This is a genomic window from Collinsella sp. AM23-17, from assembly GCF_003470945.1.
GTDB lineage: Bacteria > Actinomycetota > Coriobacteriia > Coriobacteriales > Coriobacteriaceae > Collinsella > Collinsella aerofaciens_O.
Map to the genome: position 1 here is coordinate 25,274 of NZ_QRHU01000018.1, position 20,224 is coordinate 45,497.

Annotated in this window: 21 protein-coding genes; 20 read left to right on the forward strand and 1 reads right to left on the reverse strand. The window is 60.1% G+C overall.

What is annotated here, in order from left to right:
• Positions 1-429 precede the first annotated feature (429 nt).
• From DW645_RS07550 to DW645_RS07630, 17 genes are all read left to right on the forward strand, one after another.
• Positions 430-1,704, forward strand: a complete 1,275-nt coding sequence (locus DW645_RS07550; protein WP_089573107.1) for a HemK/PrmC family methyltransferase — start codon at positions 430-432, stop codon at positions 1,702-1,704.
• A gap of 68 nt (positions 1,705-1,772) precedes the next feature.
• Positions 1,773-1,958, forward strand: coding sequence for a type II toxin-antitoxin system HicA family toxin (locus DW645_RS10240; protein WP_089573106.1), 186 nt, complete (start codon positions 1,773-1,775; stop codon positions 1,956-1,958).
• A complete protein-coding gene (locus DW645_RS07560) occupies positions 1,925-2,416 on the forward strand; it encodes a type II toxin-antitoxin system HicB family antitoxin (RefSeq protein ID WP_128620077.1) in 492 nt (163 codons plus the stop codon). The genes DW645_RS10240 and DW645_RS07560 overlap by 34 nt, the downstream gene beginning before the upstream one ends.
• A 134-nt stretch (positions 2,417-2,550) precedes the next feature.
• Positions 2,551-3,294, forward strand: a complete 744-nt coding sequence (locus DW645_RS07565; RefSeq protein ID WP_089573104.1) for an L-threonylcarbamoyladenylate synthase — start codon at positions 2,551-2,553, stop codon at positions 3,292-3,294.
• Positions 3,295-3,307: 13 nt separating this feature from the next.
• Entirely contained in the window at positions 3,308-4,849 is a 1,542-nt protein-coding gene (gene glpK, locus DW645_RS07570; RefSeq protein WP_118227135.1) for a glycerol kinase GlpK, read from the forward strand.
• A 123-nt stretch (positions 4,850-4,972) separates the two neighbouring features.
• A complete protein-coding gene (gene upp / locus DW645_RS07575) occupies positions 4,973-5,620 on the forward strand; it encodes a uracil phosphoribosyltransferase (RefSeq protein ID WP_118227137.1) in 648 nt (215 codons plus the stop codon).
• 280 nt (positions 5,621-5,900) lie between these two features.
• Entirely contained in the window at positions 5,901-6,212 is a 312-nt protein-coding gene (locus DW645_RS07580; protein WP_118227139.1) for a hypothetical protein, read from the forward strand.
• Positions 6,213-6,215: 3 nt separating this feature from the next.
• Entirely contained in the window at positions 6,216-7,019 is an 804-nt protein-coding gene (gene atpB / locus DW645_RS07585) for a F0F1 ATP synthase subunit A (RefSeq protein ID WP_022094263.1), read from the forward strand.
• 124 nt (positions 7,020-7,143) lie between these two features.
• Complete coding sequence (locus tag DW645_RS07590; RefSeq protein ID WP_022094262.1) at positions 7,144-7,338, forward strand: ATP synthase subunit C; 195 nt, start codon at positions 7,144-7,146, stop codon at positions 7,336-7,338.
• Between the two features lie 15 nt (positions 7,339-7,353).
• The gene (gene atpF / locus DW645_RS07595; RefSeq protein ID WP_006235712.1) at positions 7,354-7,956 is read left to right on the forward strand and encodes a F0F1 ATP synthase subunit B; all 603 of its coding nucleotides are present in this window, start codon (positions 7,354-7,356) and stop codon (positions 7,954-7,956) included.
• Positions 7,946-8,422 carry a FoF1 ATP synthase subunit delta gene (locus DW645_RS07600; RefSeq protein ID WP_006235713.1) on the forward strand — a complete coding sequence of 159 codons (477 nt, stop codon included), beginning with the start codon at positions 7,946-7,948 and terminating at the stop codon, positions 8,420-8,422. Before atpF ends, DW645_RS07600 begins: the two co-directional genes overlap by 11 nt.
• A complete protein-coding gene (gene atpA, locus DW645_RS07605; protein ID WP_035138794.1) occupies positions 8,422-10,020 on the forward strand; it encodes a F0F1 ATP synthase subunit alpha in 1,599 nt (532 codons plus the stop codon). The genes DW645_RS07600 and atpA overlap by 1 nt, the downstream gene beginning before the upstream one ends.
• Positions 10,021-10,025: 5 nt before the next feature.
• Positions 10,026-10,934, forward strand: coding sequence for an ATP synthase F1 subunit gamma (atpG, locus tag DW645_RS07610; RefSeq protein ID WP_006235716.1), 909 nt, complete (start codon positions 10,026-10,028; stop codon positions 10,932-10,934).
• Positions 10,934-12,388, forward strand: a complete 1,455-nt coding sequence (atpD, locus tag DW645_RS07615; protein ID WP_006235717.1) for a F0F1 ATP synthase subunit beta — start codon at positions 10,934-10,936, stop codon at positions 12,386-12,388. Before atpG ends, atpD begins: the two co-directional genes overlap by 1 nt.
• Positions 12,389-12,391: 3 nt before the next feature.
• A complete protein-coding gene (gene atpC, locus DW645_RS07620) occupies positions 12,392-12,784 on the forward strand; it encodes an ATP synthase F1 subunit epsilon (RefSeq protein ID WP_118227141.1) in 393 nt (130 codons plus the stop codon).
• Between the two features lie 88 nt (positions 12,785-12,872).
• Positions 12,873-14,156, forward strand: coding sequence for a UDP-N-acetylglucosamine 1-carboxyvinyltransferase (murA, locus tag DW645_RS07625; RefSeq protein ID WP_089573101.1), 1,284 nt, complete (start codon positions 12,873-12,875; stop codon positions 14,154-14,156).
• Positions 14,157-14,168: 12 nt separating this feature from the next.
• Entirely contained in the window at positions 14,169-15,404 is a 1,236-nt protein-coding gene (locus tag DW645_RS07630; RefSeq protein ID WP_118227143.1) for an LCP family protein, read from the forward strand.
• 437 nt (positions 15,405-15,841) lie between these two features.
• On the opposite strand, the gene pepT is transcribed toward DW645_RS07630, so the two are convergent.
• A complete protein-coding gene (pepT, locus tag DW645_RS07635; protein WP_118227150.1) occupies positions 15,842-17,089 on the reverse strand; it encodes a peptidase T in 1,248 nt (415 codons plus the stop codon).
• A 120-nt stretch (positions 17,090-17,209) separates the two neighbouring features.
• On the opposite strand from pepT, the gene DW645_RS07640 reads away from it, so the two are divergent.
• From DW645_RS07640 to DW645_RS07650, 3 genes are all read left to right on the forward strand, one after another.
• Positions 17,210-17,632, forward strand: coding sequence for a metal-dependent transcriptional regulator (locus tag DW645_RS07640; protein WP_117564991.1), 423 nt, complete (start codon positions 17,210-17,212; stop codon positions 17,630-17,632).
• A gap of 10 nt (positions 17,633-17,642) precedes the next feature.
• The gene (locus tag DW645_RS07645; RefSeq protein WP_118227144.1) at positions 17,643-18,536 is read left to right on the forward strand and encodes a homocysteine S-methyltransferase family protein; all 894 of its coding nucleotides are present in this window, start codon (positions 17,643-17,645) and stop codon (positions 18,534-18,536) included.
• 157 nt (positions 18,537-18,693) lie between these two features.
• Positions 18,694-20,094: a phosphoglucomutase/phosphomannomutase family protein gene (locus tag DW645_RS07650; RefSeq protein WP_118227146.1), complete on the forward strand. Its 1,401-nt coding sequence runs from the start codon at positions 18,694-18,696 to the stop codon at positions 20,092-20,094.
• Positions 20,095-20,224: the final 130 nt, after the last annotated feature.

The window sequence follows — 20,224 nt, forward strand, 5'->3', positions numbered from 1 at the left end:
CCTTAGAGGTGGTCATTGGGGACGTTCTTAAATGACTAGGTTGGGCATATTGCTTTGAGGTGTTATTCAATCAGCTGTGATGGCCTTTGAGCTGCTTACCTGCTTAAAGCAATTAACGGTGTGCATCTGCTATTGAAAATAATGCTCAAAATATCGTTCGCGAAGTCGCGGGGTCCTTTTTGGTGCGTCGCGCGTCAAGTGATTTGGCAAGTTCTTGGTTAGATATTGGTCAGTTTTGGGGCAACCTTGCCAAAAGCTTGACGAATGCAAATTTAGACGTCAGCGAATGAACACTCTAGGCAGGCTCCAAGCAAAATTCTGGGCTGATTCTCGATAATCGCCTTCAATCGCCCCTTGCCAAGCGCTGGCCTCGCTTACAATCTGCTCCGACATTCGCGCGCCGTCCGGCGCTTAAGAGGGGAGGGCCCCATGGCAAACGAGATTTGGACCATCAAGCGTTGTCTCGAGTGGACCAAGGAGTACCTGGCCGAGCGCGGCGAGGAGCACCCCCGTCTTTCTGCCGAGTGGCTGCTGTGCGCCGCCACGGGCCTGGCGCGCATTGACCTATATATGCGTATGGACGAGACGCTTAACGCGGCCCAGCTCGAGACCATGCATGCGGCCGTTGTCCGCCGCGCTAAGGGCGAGCCGCTGCAATACATCACGGGCAGCACGCAGTTTCGCATGATCGACGTCGCGTGCGCCCCCGGTGTGCTCATTCCGCGCCCCGAGACCGAGATGCTCGTCGAGGAAGTCCTCAATTATCTGGATGCCGAGGTACTGAGCCCCGAGGCCGCTGCCCGTCAGCGTGTTGAGCTGCCTTGGAACGATGAGGTCGAGCAGGCACGCAAAGCCGAGGCCGCATTGGCCGACGAGCGAGCGACGGCCGAGCGCCGTGCCGCCAACCTCACAGCTGCCGACGAGGCGGCACTAGGCGGCGATGTGCTGGGCAGTCGCGCTTATGCCGAGGAACTGGCCGATCGCGAGGCCGAGGAAGCCGCCGCGCAGGCGGCAGAAGCCGAAGCGGCAGAAGCAGAGGCCATGGAAACCCCCGAGCCCGAGCTCGACGAATACGGCATCGCCATTGAGGACAACGACCAACAGGCGACTCCCGCGCAAGATGCCGCCGAGGCCAACGTATCTGCCCCAGCCGAGCCCCGCACTGCCCGCGTTCTCGAGGTCGGCTGCGGCACGGGCTGCATTTCGCTCTCCCTTGCCTGGGAGCGCCGCGGCCACGTTACCTGCACTGCTACCGATATCGAGCCGCGCGCCATCGATCTGGCCACCAAAAACCGTGATGCGCTTGGCCTCACGTCCGACGAGGTCGCCTTCAGCCTCACAAACCTGGTGAGTTCCATTCCCCGCGAAGAGTGGGGCACCTTTGATGTGCTCGTCTCCAACCCACCTTACATCCCGACCGACGTCATGCGCTCGCTGCCGCATGAGGTCAAGGACTTTGAGCCCGATCTGGCGCTCGAGGGCGGTGCCGACGGTCTCGATATCTTCCGCCGCCTGCTCAACGCGGCGCCCTACATGCTGCGTGCCGGCGGCCTGTTTGCCTGCGAGCTCTACGAGGGCGCGCTCGACGCCGCGGCCGAGCTCTGTCGTCAAGCAGGCCTTTCGGACGTGCGTATCGTCCACGACCTCACCGATCGCCCCCGCATTGTCCGAGCCATCGTCACCGAGCCCAAGCAACGCCAGTAATATTTATTAACTGGTTAGCAAAAATTATAAAGTAGTTTATAATTAGGACGGCTGAAAGAGGTCGGCCCATGCAACCTCCTACCTTTCGGGAAATCATTGCCCTACTCAAGCACGATGGATTCGTGAAGGTCGCGCAAGTCGGTAGTCATGCTAAGTATGTTTCTGGTGACCGTGTTGTCACCGTGAACGGCTCTGGTGGTGATCGACCAAAGAAGGGCACGTGGGCAAGTATTCGTCGCCAAGCTGGATGGTAGTTGGAGGCAAAATGAGGCAGCGATTTACCTATGACTGCGTTCTCATAAAAGAAGACGACGGTTACTGCGCTAGCTTCCCGCAGATTCCCGGCGCCTTTGCCGATGGCGATACGCGCGAAGAAGCGATTGCCCATGCTACCGAGGCACTGATGGCGTTTTTGGCCGACGACCTCAACAACGGTTTGACTCCGGCAGGGTACGAACGCTCGGCCGAGGTCGTGGCCCTTTCAGTCGAAATCGACCACGAGGACGCTCGGGAAGCGGCGTGCCGAACATTTAAAGACGCAGCGCTGGACCTCAAAGTCTCCGCTCCGCGGATTACCGCGCTGGTCAAAGCCGGAAAGCTCGATGTTGAACTCGTCGACGGCCGTCGGATGATAACGATAGACAGCATCGAGCGCTACGCCGCCCAAGAACGCCACGCCGGCAGGCCAAAGAAGTTCGTAGCCGTCCAATAACCCCCTCACTTTCACCGACTACTAGAGCCGCTCACCAAACCAACATGCGCTCTGGGCAAATAGGTTGAACGTTTCGTGCGAGAATGCCCCACAGTAAACAAACTTGCACCAGAGCGTAAGGGGCTGGCATACACATGCAGACGGTCTATCGGGTATACGAGGGAACGCGCGAGCCGCATCGGCTTGCCGTCGAGCGCACGGCCGAGGTGCTCGGCCGCGGCGGCCTGGCTTTGATCCCGACCGAGACCGTCTACGGTGTCGCCGTGGCAGTCAACGCCTTCTCGGACGCCGTGCCCCAAGATACAAGCGAATTCCCATCGTGGCCGCGCGATCCGCAGGCTGCCGTCAATGGCGCCGCAGTTCCTGCGCTCGGCACCGGCTATCGCCGTATCTTCACTCTCAAGCAACGTGAACTCACGCAAACCGTCGCTTGGCTGGTCGATGGCGTCGAAGCACTCGACCGCTATGGCGTGGATATCCCGGAAGATGCCCGCATACTCGCGCGACGATGCTGGCCGGGAGCCCTGACTATCGTGGTCAAGGCAGCCCCCTGCGTGCCGACCTTTATGCGCGCTGCCGACGACACGGTGGCACTTCGCGCTTCGGCCTCGCCCGTGGTGCAGGCGCTCATTCGCGCCTGTGGCAGCCCCCTTGCCTGCACCAGCGCCAACACGCATGGCGCGCCCGCGCCGGCAAGTTTTATCACGGTGGAGGGTCGCATCCTGGAGGGGGTCGATGTTGCCGTCGACGCCGGTGAGACCCCGTGTCGCGACGCCTCGACCATCGTGTCGTTTCAGCACGGCGAGCTCCAGATCCTGCGCCAAGGCGCACTTCCCGCATCAGAGATCGAACGGGTCCTGTCCGACCCGATGCAATAGAAAGGTTTAAGCGATGTCGTTGAATCTGGGCAGCCTGGGCATGGAAGATGCCTCGTTTGACTTTGGCGGTTCCTACATCATGGCGCTCGACTGCGGCACCACCTCGGTACTTGCGACCATCGTCGACGAGTACGGATGCATCGTCGCGCAGGCACGTCGCAGCGTCAAAACCAGCTTCCCGCGTCCCGGCTGGGTGGAGCAAGACCCCATGGCGGTCCTTGCTAGCCAGATCGCCGTCATGATGGAAGTCCAGTTTAAGAGCGGTATCCACTCCGACCGCATTGCTGCCATCGGCATCTCCAACCAGCGCGAGACCACGGTGGTCTGGGATCGCGTGAGCGGTCAGCCGATCTATAACGCTATCGTATGGCAGTGCCGCCGTACCGCACCTTTGATCGACGAGCTTGTCGAGCAGGGCGCAGAAGGGCTGGTGCGCTCCCGCACGGGACTCACGCTCGACCCGTATTTCTCGGCCTCCAAGGTGCAGTGGATTCTCGACAACGTCGACGGCGCACGCGAAAGCGCGGCGGCGGGCGACCTCATGTTTGGCACCATCGACACCTGGCTCATCTACAACCTCACCGGCGGCCAGGTCTTTGCCACCGACTACACCAATGCCAGCCGCACGGCACTCTTTAATATCCATACGCTCGATTGGGACGACGACCTGCTGGCACTCTTTGACGTTCCACGTTCCATGATGCCCGAGGTTCGCTGGAGCTCGGGCGACTACGGCCGCGTCGCGAGCGACATCATGACCAACATGCCGCCCATCATGGGCGTGGCGGGTGACCAACAGGCGTCGCTGTTCGGCCACTGCTGTTTCCGTCCCGGCCAGACCAAAAACACCTATGGCACGGGTTGCTTTATGCTCATGAACACCGGCGACGAGATCGTCGAATCCAAGAATGGCCTGGTCTCCACCATCGGTATCGCTGCGGACGGCAAAGTCAGCTATGCGCTCGAGGGCTCTATTTTTGCCGCCGGCTTAACGATGAACTGGCTTCGCAACAACATGGGCATCATCTCGAGCGTGAGCGAGTCGGCACAACTCGCCGCTTCGATTAGCGACAACGAGGGCTGCTACTTCGTTCCGGCCTTTGCGGGTTTGGGTGCTCCCTGGTGGGACCCGCATGCTCGCGGTATCGTGTGCGGTCTGACCGGCGCCTCGAGCCGTGCGACCATCGTACGTGCCGCCTGCGAATCCATGGCATATCAGAGCTACGACGTGCTGCGCGCCATGGAGCAGGACGTGGGGCTTTCGATTGAGCGCCTGTCTGTCGATGGCGGTGCCTCGCGCAACGAGTTCATCATGCAATTCCAGGCCGACCTGCTGGATATCCCCGTGCTGCAATGCGAGACGGTGGAGACCACGGCAATCGGTGCCGCGTACTTGGCGGGTCTTGCCGTCGGCTATTGGGAAGACCTGGAAGAGCTGGAGCAAAATGCCCAGATCGTTAGGACCTTCCTTCCCCACATGTCCGCCGAGCGCCGCGAGCAAAACCTTGCGGGCTGGCGTGATGCAGTCAGGCGCTCGCTCAGCACCTCACAGTAGGGCTGCGATGGGCTGCTCGATACAACAAACCGCTAAACTAATGCATGGCGTGCGGCGGCAACATTGCTGCGCGCCTTGTCAGCAAGGCCGTTTTGAGGCCGCAACGAAAGGGGCAATCAACCCATGACCGTCACCTACGATGCGTCCCGTGTGACGCTTGTCGATCACCCGCTCGTCCAGCACAAGCTGTCGATTCTGCGCGACAAAAACACCGGCACCAACCAGTTCCGTCAGCTCGTGCGCGAACTCGCGCTTTTTGACTGCTACGAGGCCATGCGCGACCTGCCTATGGAAGACGTCGAGGTCGAGACCCCTATCACCACCGCAACGTTTAAGCAGCTCGCCGGCAAGAAACTCGCCATCGTGCCCATCCTGCGTGCGGGCCTTGGCATGGTCGACGGCATCCTCGACCTGGTGCCCTCCGCTCGCGTGGGCCACATCGGCATGGAGCGCGACGAGGTCACCCACGAGCCGCACGAGTATTACTGCAAGATGCCCAAGGATATCGACCAGCGCATCTGCCTGGTCGTCGACCCCATGCTCGCCACGGGCGGTTCGGCCGAGATGGCCATCAGCTACCTGCGCGGGCGCGGTGTCAAGGACATCCGCATGCTGTGCATCGTCGCGGCCCCCGAGGGCCTCAAGTCGCTGACCGAGAAGGATCCTGACGTACATATTTATACGTGCGCCATCGATGACCATCTCAACGAGGCCGCCTACATCGTTCCCGGCCTGGGCGACGCCGGCGACCGCATCTACGGCACGCTCTAGTCGCTGGGCTAAACGGCCGCGGCTGCAAATACGAAGAAACGGTGCGCGCGGACGAACAAAAGGCGACCGCGCGCACTCCTGTTAACGGACGTTTTGCCCTGCAGGGTTCGAGAAAAACGTATTACCGTACCTGCGGCATAAAGAAGGTCTTAAGAAAACGAACAGGTGCGTATTAACCGATGCTTTTTCGGTTGTACTTTAGCGATTGGCTCGTACAATAGTCACCAATGTTTGGCGGGAACTGTTCTGTGAAGCGTTAAAAAGGAAAGTGAGGACGCCAGTGTTTCAGATAGCCGATCTGCTCGCTATCGTTGCAGGCGCCATCGCGGGCGCAATTGCCTTCCTTCCCTTTGTCTTTACGCTCAAGCCGGTTCTTGACGATAAGCAGAATGCGGACATGTTCAAGGGCATGGTGAGTCTGGCGGTCTCGGCAATCGCCCTGCTCGTCTTTACCTTGGTTGTGTTTGTGTTGTTCGGAGAGGCATTTCGCATGTTCCTCCTGGGCGAGGCGATCGGCTTCGTGGCCTTTATGGCCGCCTGCACGGTTCGCGTCGCCAAGGCGCTGCGAGATCCTCATGAGGTCGAAAGGTAAGTCGTGGAAATTTTTGAAAAGCTGCCTGATGAGATTAATCATCTGGTCAGCGAGTTCAGCTCCACCCCTGTCGTGGGCGATCTGAGCTGCGGCATCACGCAGTACTCGTTTTGGCTGATCGTCTCCACGATCGTGCTCCTGATCGTCCTGGCCGTGTTCAAGAAGAAACAGACCCTGGTTCCCAAGGGCTTCTTCGTCAACGGTTTCGAGTACATCATCGAGTACGTCGAGAACGATATCGGCAAGGGCGTCGTGGGTGAGAACTGGAAGAAGCACTTCCCGTTCCTGTGCTCGCTTTTCCTGTTCATCCTGATCAACAACATGATCGGCCTGATCCCGGGAATGAAGCCCGGCACCGGCGCAATCGGCTCCACCGCCGCGCTCGCCATTTTCGCCTTCGTGTACTTCATCTACTACGGATGCAAGGCTCACGGCGTGATCGGCTACATCAAGAGCCTCGCCCCGCAGGGCGTGAGCTTCCCGATGAACGTGCTCGTGTGGGTCGTCGAGCTTTTCTCGACCTTCCTGCGCCTCATCACGCTCGCCGTCCGTCTGTTCTGCAACATGTTCGCAGGACACGTGGTCATGGGCTCGTTCGCCATCATGGCGAGCATGTTCATGCAGCCGCTGCTTCAGCAGGTTTCCGCGGCGCACGCCGTCGGCGCCCTGCCTTCGCTGGCCTGGCTTGCCATCCTCATCCTGATCTATGCGATCGAGCTTGTGGTCGGCGCTATCCAGGCTTACGTCTTCACGGTCCTTACCGCCGTGTATGTCTCTGAGGCAGAGGAGGTCGCGGAGGAGGAGTAGGCTTCCGTTCGCGTCTTCAAGGTAAGGCAATTCGTTAAACCGCCGGTGCCCGTACCCATGGAGCCCGGCAGTTATAAAAAGGTTATCCTGCGTGAAATAAGACACGCACGACAAAGGAGGAATCGTGGGAGTTATCGGTTACGGTCTCGGTGTTATCGGCGCTGGTCTTGCTATCGGCCTGTCTGCTCTGGGTGCTACGGGTGCTATGGCCCGTCAGCCTGAGGTCCAGGGCCGCGTGTTCACTGTCTTCATCATGGGCTCCGCCTTCGGCGAGGCTCTGGCTCTGATCGGCTTCGTTGTCGCGCTGATCGTTAAATAGCACGGAGCGTCAAGTATGAATCTTTCATCCCAGAAGAGCGCGATCGCACTCTCCGCGTCCGCGGCCGCGCTGCTCATGCCGGTTTCCGCGTTCGCCGAGGACGGCGCTGCCGGTGCGGACATCCTCATCCCTAAGATGGCGGAGTTCATCCCGGCGCTTATCGCCTTCCTGATCATCTGGATCGTGCTGGCCAAGGTCGCCCTGCCGGGCATCATGAAAACCATGGAGGAGCGCGGCAAGAAGATCGAGGAGAGCCTCGACGAGGCCGAGAAGACCAAGCAGGAGGCTATCGCCAAGCGCGCTGAGTCCGACTCGATCGTCACCGACGCCCGCCGTCAGGCTGCCGACATCGTCCTCGAGGCCCGTAAGGACGCCGAGTCCGAGCGCGCCCGTATCATCGAGGCTGCTCACAAGGAGGCCGAGGAGATCATCGCCAAGGCCCATACGACCGTCGAGGACGAGCGCAAGTCCATTTACGCCGGTGCCGCGAGCTCCATCGCCGACCTGTCCGTTGCCGTCGCCACCAAGATCGTGGGCGAGGCACTCGAGGACGATGCCGAGCAGAAGAAGCTCATCGAGCGCTACATCCAGGAAGCAGGTAGCCTGAATGCCGACTAGCCGCTATCAGGACAAGGTGCTCGAGACCTACGCGCGCTCCCTTCTGGAAGCCGCTAAGGCTGAGAACCATGTGTTCGAGGACCTCGAGATGATCGAGCGCTTGGCTTCTGCCAGCCCCGAGATCATCGCCGTGCTCGACACCATGTCCAAGCGCGACCAGCTCGACCTTCTTCCCAAGGTGGCAGCTGCCTTTAAGTATGTTGCCGAGGAAGACGAGGATGTAGTGGGCGTGACCGTCACCACGGCGATCCCGCTCGACGACGAGCTGCGTCAAACCATCACTAAGAAATGCGAGCAGGACTTCGGCCGCAAGGTATTCCTTATCGAGCAGGTCGACCCGTCTATCGTGGGCGGCCTGGTGCTCGAGGCCCGCGGCGAGCGTCGTGACATTTCCGTCAAGACGCAGCTGCGCATCGCGCAGGAGACCCTCGCAAACTCTGCTAATTCGTACGGAGGTGAAGCCTAATGTCCGAAACCCTCAATGCCCAGGATATCGCCAAGAAACTGCAGGAGCAGCTCACGAGCCTCTCCGCGACGGTCGATACGCATGAGGTTTCAACGGTCGACGAGGTAGGCGACGGCATCGCGCGCGTCTCCGGCCTCAAGAGCGCCATGGCAGGCGAGCTTCTGGAGTTCAAGAGCTCCGATACCGGTGAGACCGTCTTCGGCCTTGCCCAGAACCTTGACCGTGACGAGGTCGGCGCCGTTCTGTTCGGTGCCGTCGACTCCATCAAGGAAGGCGACGAGTGCCGCACCACTGGCCGCATTATGGATATCCCCGTGAGCCGTGCCATGCTCGGCCGCGTCGTCAATCCGCTCGGCCAGCCCATCGACGGCCTGGGCGACATCGTCGCCACGCACCGTCGCCCCATCGAGTTCAAGGCTCCCGGCGTCATCGATCGTACCCCGGTGTGCGAGCCGGTTCAGACCGGTCTGCTCGCTATCGACTCCATGGTGCCTATTGGCCGCGGTCAGCGTGAGCTCATCATCGGCGACCGTAAGACCGGTAAGACCGCCATCGCCATCGACGCTATCCTCAACCAGCGCGGCAAGGGCATGGTCTGCATCTATGTCGCCATCGGCCAGAAGGCCTCCACGGTTGCCAACATCCGCGAGACCCTCGCTCAGCACGGTGCGCTCGACTACACCATCATCGTTTCGGCCACCGCTGCCGATTCCGCCCCTATGCAGTACATCGCGCCTATGGCCGGTGCCGCTATCGGCGAGTTCTTCATGTACAACGGCGAGGACGGCAAGCCCGCCAGCGAGACCAACCCCGGCGGCCACGTGCTCGTCATCTACGACGACCTGTCCAAGCAGGCTGTGGCCTACCGTCAGATGTCGCTGACGCTGCATCGTCCGCCCGGACGCGAGGCCTATCCTGGCGACATCTTCTACCTGCACTCTCGTCTGCTCGAGCGTGCCGTCAAGATGTCCAAGAAGAACGGTTACGGCTCCATGACCGCACTGCCGATCATCGAGACCCAGGACGGCGACGTCTCGGCCTACATTCCGACCAACGTCATTTCCATTACCGATGGTCAGATCTACCTGCAGTCCGAGCTCTTCTTCCAGGGTCAGCGCCCGGCAGTCGATGTGGGCATCTCCGTGTCCCGCGTCGGTGGCGATGCGCAGACCAAGGCCATGAAGCAGGTCGCCGGCAACCTCCGTCTGGACCTCGCTTCCTATCAGGAGCTCGCTGGCTTTACGCAGTTCGGCTCCGACCTCGACGAGGCTACTCAGAAGCAGCTGACCCATGGTGCTCGCATGACCGAGCTCCTGAAGCAGCCGCGTTACAAGCCGTTTGAGGTTGGCGAGCAGATCGTTACGCTGTTCGCTGGCAACGAGGGCTTCCTGGATGACCTGGAGATCGCCGACGTGCTGCCCTTCCGTGCCGAGCTCATCGAGTACATGGACAATGGCTTTGGTTCGCTGCTCGACAAGGTTCGCGCCAAGAAGATCGATGATGACACCAAGGCTGAGCTCTTGCGCGTCATCGGCGACTTCAAGCAGCAGTTCATGGCCAAGCACCATTCGGATGTTTCTGGATCAGAGGAGAACTAAGCCCCATGGCCAACCTTCGCGACATTAAGAAGCGAATCTCCTCGGTTACCACGACCAAGCAGATCACGCGCACGATGGAGATGGTCTCTACGGCCAAGATCCGTCGTGCCCTCGATCGCTCCAAGCAGGCCGAGCCCTATAAGGAGGCGCTGACCGACGTCATGTTGACGGTCGCCGGCGACGCCTCCTGTTCGGGCACCGATCCCATGCTGCAGAAGCATGAGAGCGTCAAGCATGGCCTGATTGTCGTCATTGCTTCGGACCGCGGCCTTGCCGGCGGTTTCAATACGACGGTGGAGCGCACGGCCGAAAAGCTCGCCGCTTCTTGGGCGAACGATGGCATCGAGTGCGAGATCATCGCGTGCGGGCGTAAGCCGGCCACGTATTTCCGTGACCGCGCAAACGTTGTCATGCACTTTGAGGGCAACTCCTCTGAGCCCGATTTCAATCAGGCCCGCATGATTTCCTCTCATATCTGCGATGCGTATCGTGCCGGTGAGCTTGACCGTGTCGAGCTTGTCTACCACCACGCCAAGAACCGCGTGGATCAGGAGCTTCGCGTCGAGCATCTGTTGCCGCTCGACCCCGAGATGATCGCTATGGCCCACGGTCCGCGTAAGAACGAGACCGACGCCCCTAAGCGCATCTCGTCCACGTTCGAGTTCGTGCCCTCCCCCGAGCATGTTCTCGGCAAGCTTGTGCCGTCTTATATCCTGACGGTCATCTACCAGGCCCTGATTGATTCGGCGGCTGCCGAGCAGGGTGCACGCCGCAAGGCCATGCACTCCGCGACGGAAAACGCCACCGCGATCATCTCGACCCTTACCCGCACGTATAGTCGCGTGCGCCAGGCTTCGATCACGACCGAGATTAACGAGATCGTCGGCGGAGCCTCAGCATTGGAGGAACAGTAATGGCTAATAACACCGTAAAGCTTGCGGTCGAGGAAGCCACCAAGAAGACGACTGCCGGTGATGGTCGCATCGTGCGTATCATCGGCCCTGTCGTCGACGTCAAGTTTGACGGCGCGGTGCCCCCGATCTACAACGCGCTCACGGTCGAGGCCGAGACCCCGATCGGTCATCTGAGCACGATCCTCGAGGTCGAGAGCCAGCTTCCGGGCGGCGTCGTCCGCACGGTCGCCATGTCCTCGACCGACGGCCTGCAGCGCGGCCTCATCGCCACCGATACCGGTGAGCCCATGAAGATGCCCGTTGGCCCCAAGACGCTCGGCCGCATTTGGAACGTCATGGGCAAGCCTGTCGACGGCAAGCCCATGCCTGAGGTGGAGGAGTTCTACCCCATCCACCATGCAGCGCCCCGCTTTGACGAGCTCACCACCAAGACCGAGATCTTCGAGACCGGCATCAAGGCCGTCGACCTGCTCGAGCCCTACATCCGTGGCGGCAAGACCGGCCTGTTCGGCGGCGCCGGCGTCGGCAAGACCGTTCTGATTCAGGAGCTCATCAACAACCTCGCCCAGGAGCACGGCGGCACCTCGGTGTTCACCGGCGTCGGCGAGCGTACCCGCGAGGGCACCGACCTGTTCCTCGAGATGAGCGAGTCTGGCGTTATCGACAAGACCTGCTTGGTCTATGGTCAGATGAACGAGCCGCCCGGAGCGCGTCTGCGCATCGGTCTGGCCGGCCTTACCACCGCTGAGTACTTCCGCGATCGCGGCCAGGACGTTCTGCTGTTCATCGACAACATCTTCCGCTTCTCCCAGGCAGGTTCCGAGGTTTCCGCACTGCTGGGCCGTATGCCGTCCGCCGTTGGTTACCAGCCCACGCTGGCAACCGAGATGGGCGACCTCCAGGAGCGCATTACCTCGACCAAGACGGGCTCCATTACCTCCGTCCAGGCTGTCTACGTCCCCGCAGACGACCTGACCGACCCGGCGCCTGCCACGACGTTTACGCACCTCGACGCCACCACGGTTCTTTCGCGTAGCATTTCGTCGCTTGGCCTGTTCCCGGCTATCGACCCGCTCGCATCTTCCTCCGACGCTCTCGATCCCTCGATCGTCGGCGAGGAGCACTACCGTGTCGCCGTCAAGGTCCAGGAGCTCCTGCAGGAGTACTCCGACCTTCAGGACATCATCGCCATTCTGGGTATGGACGAGCTGTCCGAGGAGCAGCGCCTTACGGTCAACCGTGCCCGTAAGATTCAGCAGTTCCTCTCGCAGTCCTTCCACGTCGCCGAGAAGTTCACCGGCAACCCCGGTGTCTACGTCCGCGTCGAGGATACCGTCCGCTCTTTCGCCGAGATTGTCGACGGCAAGGCCGATGACCTGCCCGAGCAGGCTTTCCGCTATGCTTCCACGATTGAAGACGTGCGCGAGCGCGCCCGCAAGATGGGGGAGAAGTAGGTTATGCGTATCCGCATCGTGTGCCCTGTGAGCTGCGCCTATGAGGGCGACGCTGCGTTTGTGTCGATTCCGTCCACGGATGGCGAGTTTGGCGTCCTGCCTGCTCACTCCAGCGAGATCTGCACGATCGACCGCGGTTACGTTCGCGTTTCCGATAAGGCCATGGGCACTGTCGACCACACGTTTGCCGTGGCCGGCGGCTATGCCCAGGTTGCGGACGATGTCGTGACCGTTCTCGTCGAGCGCGCTTGCGATTTGGCGACCGTCGATGCCGACAAGCTTAAAGCTGATATTCAAGGTTTTGAAGAGAAGCTGGGTAATTTGTCGGAGGATGATGCACGCCGCGCCTACCTCTATAATGAAATCGCATGGTGTAAGCTCAAGCTTGCCCAATAGTCAAACGATTTAGCGTTCGACCATTTGCGAACACATCATGCCCGGGATGGCCCAGCCACCCCGGGCATGCTTTTTGAAAGGGTAGACCTTGGATATTATCCGCGTTGAGGGTGGCCACGCCATCGGAGGCTCCGTGCCCGTCTCGGGCGCCAAGAACTCCGCGCTCAAACTCATGGCGGCAACGCTTCTGGCGCCGGGCAAGACGACGCTGCAGAACGTGCCCGATATTTCCGATGTCCACGTGATGGGCAAGGTGCTCAAGGGCATGGGCGCTACGATCGATGTTCTCGACGAGCACACGCTCGAGATTGATACCTCTCAGGTCGATTCATGGGAGGCCCCCTACGAGCTCGTTGCCAAGATGCGCGCTTCCACCGCCGTCATGGGGCCCCTGCTGGGCCGCTTCCATCGCGCCAAAATTGCCATGCCGGGCGGCTGCAACCTGGGTGCTCGTAAGATCGATATGCACATTCTTGGTCTTGAGGCCCTGGGCGTTGAGTTCGATACCGCCCACGGTTACATCAACGCTAATGCGCCCCAAGGTCTGCGCGGTACCACCGTCACGCTCGAGTTCGCCAGCGTCGGTGCGACCGAGAATCTCATCATGGCCTCTGTGCGCGCACAGGGCACCACGGTTATCGACAATGCCGCCCGCGAGCCCGAGATCGTCGATCTCGCCAACATGCTCAACGAGATGGGCGCCAAGATTGTTGGCGCCGGTACGCCCGTCGTGACTATCGAAGGCGTGGAAGAGCTCCATCCCGTTATCCATCGCGTGGTGGGCGACCGCATCGAGGCCGGTACCTTTATCGTCGCCGGTGCGTTGATGGCGGACGATCGCGGTGTCGATGTCACGGGCTTTTGCCCCATTCATTTGGGCATGGTGCTCAAGAAGATGGAGCTCATGGGTATCGACTGCGAGCGCGTCGAGGATGGCGTCCATGTGAACCGTGCCGAGCGTATCAAGCCGGTCGACATCCAGACGCTTCCGTTCCCCGGTTTCCCGACCGACATGCAGGCGCAGATTATGGTGCTCTCCGCCCTTGCCGACGGCAGTTCCGTTATTACCGAAAACATCTTCGAGAATCGCTTTATGTTTGCCTCTGAGCTGGTGCGCATGGGTGCCGACATTCGTATCGAGAGCCATCATGCCATGATTCATGGCGTCAAGGGCTTCTCGGGTGCACAGGTTACCTCGCCCGATCTGCGCGGCGGAGCGGCCCTCGTCGTAGCGGGCTTGATCGCCGACGGGACGACCGAGGTTTCGGCTATCCATCACATCAAGCGCGGCTACGAGCAGTTTGTCGAAAAGCTGCAGGCGCTTGGCGCGCATGTCGAGCATGCTACCGTCCCCGATCCCGTCATCTACTAATACAGGTTGCCTATGTTTAATAAAAAGCCCCTCGCGGATACCACCACCCGAAGACCCTCAACTGGTGCGCAGGCCAAGATCTACAGTCGCGATAACGTGGCTCGTTATTCCGAGCGAGCTCGCCAACGTCGTCGTAGCCACACGATTCGCCACGTCGCGCTCATTGTCGTGCTTGGCGTGCTACTGAGCGCCACTACCGCTGCCGGCCTGTGGTTTGCCACCATTATGGGCAAGCTCGGCGATTCTAATGTCATTACCGACAATCTGCGTCGGGTTCTGGTTGACACCGATGAAGCAAAGGATCCGTTCTACGTGCTGCTTCTTGGCACCGACGGCCGTCCGGGCGAGGATACGTATCGTGCCGACTCGATTATCCTGGCACGCATCGACCCCACGCAAAAGCAGGCGACGCTCATTTCCGTTCCGCGCGACACTAAGGTCGTGTACAAGGGCGAGACCATGAAGATCAACGCCTGCCATACCGTTGGCGGCGCCGAGGCCATGGTCGAGGCGGTCAACGAGCTGTGCGGTGTTCAGATTTCCCACTATGCCGAGGTCAGCTTCGACGGTATGCAGGCGCTGATTGATTCGGTTGGCGGTATCGACATTAACGCAACCGATGATGTTGACGACCCCGAGCACCTGGATATTAAGATTACCGCTGGCCAGCAGCATATGGACGGTGCCACCGCCCTTACCTATGCCCGCTGCCGCTACACCTATGCCGACGGCGATTACACGCGCATGCGCCACCAGCGTCAGGTGCTTGGCGCCCTTGCCAACCAGATTCTCAATAACTTCGATGCCACGAAGATCTTTGGCCTGGTTAATTCGCTGTCCGATATGCTCGTAACCGATATGAGCGTTCAGGATATCGTGGCTACGGTCAATGCCATGCGCGGTATGGATGTCGACGGTATCTACTCGGCCAACCTGCCCTCGTACGCCGACGACAGCACCATGATCGACGGCGTGAGCTATGTCTTTGTCTACGAGGACGAGCTCAAGGAAATGATGGAGCGCGTCGATGCCGGCAAGGATCCCAAGGGTCCCAACACCATGGGTCTTTCCGACGGCTCCAGCTCTACGATCGGTGACCTGAACAACAACACGTCTGACGACTACGCAAACGGTACCGCAACCTCATCGGTCAGCTCTGACGATTCCGATGACTCAAGCGATTCGAGCGATTCGGACTACTACGAACAGCCCACCGGCGACGGCAACGGTTACGAGGCCAATTATTAGGGTTACGCGGGCTTACCAGCCCGCGTAACCAGTTGACGCTGCAAACCCGCCAGAGCGGCAATCTGCCTTTCAACTTCGGCGGCATGATCAAAAGATCAATGCCGCCTCGTTTCAAGGCACCTTGCTCGCTCTGGCGGGTTTTCGCTGTCGTTGCCAAAACATCGGCGTTGCCTTGGTCCGGACTAGTCGTTGGGTAGTCATTGGGGACGTTTTTAAACGACTAGTCAAACAAGAACGTCCCCAATGACTACCCACAAAGCGAGAGTGGATGTCGTCATTTTGCGGCACTTGGGGACGTTCCTTTTGTGCCGGCAGTTTGGAACACTCCTTGCGTTAAGAGGCTGGCGTGCGTCAACCTGTTCTCATTGCAGCAAAAAAACCGCCCCGTTCTCTGTAGAGGACGGGGCGATTCGTCTTTTGGGCTTATGCAGCCAGGCTTATGCGAAACGGGCGACGAGCTCCTGGAGCACGTCGGTCATCTTGACGAGCGAACTGACCGGGACGAATTCGTTGACGCCGTGATAGCAATAGCCGCCGGTGGAAAGGTTGGGGCAGGGCAGACCGCGGAACGACAGCTGCGCGCCGTCGGTGCCGCCGCGAATCGGCAGCACTTGGGGCTCAACGCCGCAGGCAAGGTAGGCTTCCTTGGCAACATCAATAAGCTCGGGATAGTCACGAACGATTTCGGCCATATTTCGATACTGCTGCTTAATCTCGACCGTTACGCGCTCCTCACCCAGACGCTGGTTGAGCATCGAGGCGGCGGCATCAATAAGGTCGAGTTTCTGCTGGAACTTGGCGGCGTCATGGTCGCGGACGATATAGCGCGCCGTGGCGTGATCGACGGTCGCAGATACACCCTCAAGGTGATAAAAGCCCTCGTAGCCTTCCGTATACTCCGGGCGCTGCACGTAGGGGAGCAACGCGTTGAAGTCGCAGAACAGATTGCCTGCGTTGACCATACGGCCCTTGGCGTCGCCCGGGTGGATGGACTGGCCCTCAAAGCGGATGGTCGCCTCGGCGGCGTTAAAGCACTCCCACTCCAGCTCGCCGATGGGGCCGCCGTCGACCGTGTAGGCGTACTTGCAGCCAAAGGTATCGATATCCAACAGCTCGGCTCCGTGACCGATCTCCTCGTCAGGGCAGAAGCAAATGCCGAGTGCGGGATGGGGCAGAGAAGGGTCCTGAGCGATACGCGCGACAAGTGACATGATCTCGGCGACGCCTGCCTTGTCGTCCGCGCCCAGCAGCGTGGTGCCATCGCTGCAGACCAGGTCCTCACCCGCGAGGTCATTCAGGGCGGGAAGCTTGGCGGTACTCATGGCAACGGGCTTACCGTCAACCGTGCCGCAGACCAGGTCGCCGCCTTCGTAGTGTACGATGTGCGGCTTCACGCCGGCGCCCGGTGCAACTTCGGTGGTGTCGAGATGGGCGATCAGGCCCAGGGCGGGCTTGTCCTCAGCGCCCGCACTTGCGGGGATATGCGCGCAGACATAGGCGTGCTCGGTCACGTGGGCATCTTCCGCACCAAGCTCGCGCAGCTCTTCAGCCAGCACGTTGGCAAGGTCAAACTGAACGGCGCTCGAGGGTACCTGGTCGCAGTTTGCATCCTCGGACTGCGTGTTGATCTGGACGTAGCGCAAAAAGCGCTCGAGGACATCGGGGTTTGTGGTGGTGTTTTCCATAAAGACCGCTCCAATCTTGGTCGTCGTGTGCAACAAGAACTCTAGCACGGTATGCCACGGCATACCGCGACGCTTGGATGGGGTAGAATCAGCCATTGAATGCAGAAGGGACGGAAGATCATGGATACGACAAATAGCTCGCGCGAACTACATCTGACGGTGGCGAACGAAGACTACTTGGAGTGCATGGTTCGCATTGAAAGCGAAGAGGGGGAAACCAACGGCGTGCGATCGGTCGACATCGCGCAGCGCCTTGGCGTCTCCAAGGCATCGGTCAATAAAGCGGTTTCGGCGCTCAAGGCATCCGAGCTTGTCGAGCAATCGCACTATGGCAAGGTAATCCTGACCGATCGCGGCCGCGAGGTTGGCACGGCTATCTGGTACCGTCATCGCCTCATCCGCACGTTTTTGGTTCAGGAGCTCGGTGTCGAATTTGAGCGAGCCGATTCCGAGGCCTGCATGATGGAGCATGCGCTATCCGAGGACACGATGAACCGCTGGCTCGCCTATCTCGAAAAGCAAGGAATCAGCGTCGAGGAATAGCGGGATATATATGGATACGAGTTATTACAATCGCTTTGGTGCCGAGGAACTTACGCGCCGCTTGTCGAGCGAGACCTTGTTGGCGCAGGGCCCCATGGGCAGTGTTCTGTTGAGTGAGTACGACGCCGCAGACATTCCACCGGCGTTTTGGAATCTGGCAGAGCCGCAGGCCGTTTCTCGTATCCATCGCTTGTATGTCGCCGCCGGTGCGCAGGTGCTCATTACCAACACCTTTCAGGCATCAAGCTATGCCCTCAAGCACGACCAGATTGCGCCGTCCGTGGCGGAGGTCAATCGCGGGGCCGTCGACGATGCTCGCCAGGCGCACCCTCAGCTGCTGCTGGGCTCGATGGGCCCGATCGGTATTGAGTGGTTTGCCGAGGACTCTGCCGAGTATCGTGAAATCCGCGGCATTGCGCGCGAACAGGCGCACGCCTTGCTCAATGCCGGCGTTGACGGTCTGCTGATCGAGACGGTGACGTCTATCCGTAATCTGCAGCCCATGCTTGCCGGCGCCCGAGATGCCGCCGACGGCATGCCTGTTCTGGTGAGTTTTGTCGTTGACGATAAAGGCGACCTGCTGGGCGATGGCCTCAACATCGAGGCAGCCGTTTTGTACGCCGAAAAACACGGCGCAAACTCGGTTGGTGTTAATTGCTGTTCGCTTGCGGCCGCGAATGCGGCGGTGCCCAGGATGGTTGCATCGGCGACGACTCCCGTCACGGTGCGTCCCAACGTAGGCGATCCGGTCCAGACTCAGGATGGCCCCGTATGGCACGAGAACCCTGAAGCTTTCGCGCGCGCATGCATCGAATGGAGACATGCCGGTGCCGCAATGGTGGGTAGTTGCTGTGGAACCACGGCAATCACTACGGCAGCAATGGCCGAGGCGCTCGATATATAAAGGGCAAAACCGCTCCATACGGGGCGGTTTTTTATTGCCTGCATGTCCTTGGCAGCATTTGCCCAAATGGTGAATGCTGGTGCCGGCAGGTTGCCGAGTGCATGTTGCGGGTATACCCCATGCGTAACATGATCCAAACACTGTGAGGTGTCTGCGCGTGTGCGCGATAATTCATTTTGGAACTGACGGTTGGCGCGCTCGCGTCGATGAGGACTTCACTGCCGATAACGTTGCCCGTATCGCCGATGCCGTCGGCGAGTTGTGGCAAAAGACCAATCCGGGCAAAACGGTATATATAGGGTTCGACACCCGGCCCCTGGCGCGCGAGTTCGCTGAGCTTGCGGCGGGCGTGCTAGCAGCGCACGGGCTAGACGCCGTGCTCGCTTCGCGACCTGTTCCGACCCCTGCCCTTACGTGGGCGGCGGCTTATGACGGTGAGGCGTGCGGCGCGCTCATGGTGACGGGGTCCCATCATCCGCAGGGTTATCTGTGCCTCAAGATTCGCATGGGTGACGGCTCGACCGCCAACCAGGATGTCATCGAAGAGCTCGAAGAGACCATGGCTCCCGAGCCAATGGGGATCGAGGGGCAATATCGCACCGCGGATATCATTCCTGACTATATGCAAGCGGTGGCATCGTTTGTCGATGCCGAAGCCATCCGCGCCGCGCACTTGCGCGTGGTTGTCGACCCCATGGGCGGCGCAGCCCAGGGCTATCTAGCCGACTTGCTGCGCGAGCTTGGCGTTGAGGTGCACGAGATTCACGCCGGGCAGGCGTCTGATCAAGAAGATATCTGCCCCGACCCCGTTGAGCCTTGGGTGGACACTTGCGAGCGCATGGTTATCGAGGACGGAGCTTGCGCTGGCCTGGTGACCGACGGCGACGCCGACCGTATCGGCGCGGTTGACGAGCGCGGCAGATATATACATCCGCATCAGATCATGGCGCTCGTTTTGGGCGACTTGGTTCAATTTCGTAATTTGGAGGGACGCGTCGTCGTCAATCTCTCGTGCTCGACGCTAGTGCGTCGCATTGCCGAGGCGCTTGGCTGTCGTGTGACCGTTAAGCCGGTCGGTTTCAAATATATAGCTGCAGAGATGAAGAAGGGCGGCGTCCTCATGGGAGGCGAGGAGGCCGGCGGTATCGGCATCGCCGCGCATATGCCTGAGCGTGATGGAATCCTTGCTTGTCTGATTCTGTGTGAGCTTATGGCAAAGACGGGCGCGCCTTTGGGCGTTTTGGTCGATCAGCTCGAGGCCAGTTTTGGTAAGACGAGCTATGGGCGTCGCGATTTGCGCCTTGAGGCCGAAGACGCCGAATCGCTGCGAACGCTGCTTCCTGGCATGAATCCTAAATCGATTTGCGGCAAGGCGCCGCAGGCTGTAAGCCATATGGATGGTTTACGTTTGGCATTCGAGGATGACACCTGGCTGCTGATCCGCCCCAGCGGGACCGAACCGGTGGTTCGCGTATACGCCGAGGGGTTCTCGGTGGAGGAGCGCGATGAGTTGCTCGATGCCGGCTGTGCCTTGGCTAAGGGAGCCTATCAGCTTTAGCCATATGACGCTTCACTATAAAGAGGCCCTCGGTGAGCGGTAGAGAACGGCTGGCAAACGTAAGCAGGGTTTTAATATGTGTAGGAAATGTGTACGCCCAGATTCCCGCCCCCGGCGCCCCTCCGGTCTG

Excerpts from the sequence above, each read along its gene's own strand:
- DW645_RS07630 (WP_118227143.1), top strand. The coding sequence starts at position 14,169 with ATGTTTAATAAAAAGCCCCTCGCGGATACCACCACCCGAAGACCCTCA.
- upp (WP_118227137.1), top strand. The coding sequence starts at position 4,973 with ATGACCGTCACCTACGATGCGTCCCGTGTGACGCTTGTCGATCACCCG.
- atpG (WP_006235716.1), top strand. The coding sequence starts at position 10,026 with ATGGCCAACCTTCGCGACATTAAGAAGCGAATCTCCTCGGTTACCACG.
- atpA (WP_035138794.1), top strand. The coding sequence starts at position 8,422 with ATGTCCGAAACCCTCAATGCCCAGGATATCGCCAAGAAACTGCAGGAG.
- atpD (WP_006235717.1), top strand. The coding sequence starts at position 10,934 with ATGGCTAATAACACCGTAAAGCTTGCGGTCGAGGAAGCCACCAAGAAG.
- DW645_RS07565 (WP_089573104.1), top strand. The coding sequence starts at position 2,551 with ATGCAGACGGTCTATCGGGTATACGAGGGAACGCGCGAGCCGCATCGG.
- atpC (WP_118227141.1), top strand. The coding sequence starts at position 12,392 with ATGCGTATCCGCATCGTGTGCCCTGTGAGCTGCGCCTATGAGGGCGAC.
- atpF (WP_006235712.1), top strand. The coding sequence starts at position 7,354 with ATGAATCTTTCATCCCAGAAGAGCGCGATCGCACTCTCCGCGTCCGCG.
- DW645_RS10240 (WP_089573106.1), top strand. The coding sequence starts at position 1,773 with ATGCAACCTCCTACCTTTCGGGAAATCATTGCCCTACTCAAGCACGAT.
- glpK (WP_118227135.1), top strand. The coding sequence starts at position 3,308 with ATGTCGTTGAATCTGGGCAGCCTGGGCATGGAAGATGCCTCGTTTGAC.
- DW645_RS07550 (WP_089573107.1), top strand. The coding sequence starts at position 430 with ATGGCAAACGAGATTTGGACCATCAAGCGTTGTCTCGAGTGGACCAAG.
- DW645_RS07600 (WP_006235713.1), top strand. The coding sequence starts at position 7,946 with ATGCCGACTAGCCGCTATCAGGACAAGGTGCTCGAGACCTACGCGCGC.
- DW645_RS07645 (WP_118227144.1), top strand. The coding sequence starts at position 17,643 with ATGGATACGAGTTATTACAATCGCTTTGGTGCCGAGGAACTTACGCGC.
- pepT (WP_118227150.1), bottom strand. The coding sequence starts at position 17,089 with ATGGAAAACACCACCACAAACCCCGATGTCCTCGAGCGCTTTTTGCGC.
- DW645_RS07640 (WP_117564991.1), top strand. The coding sequence starts at position 17,210 with ATGGATACGACAAATAGCTCGCGCGAACTACATCTGACGGTGGCGAAC.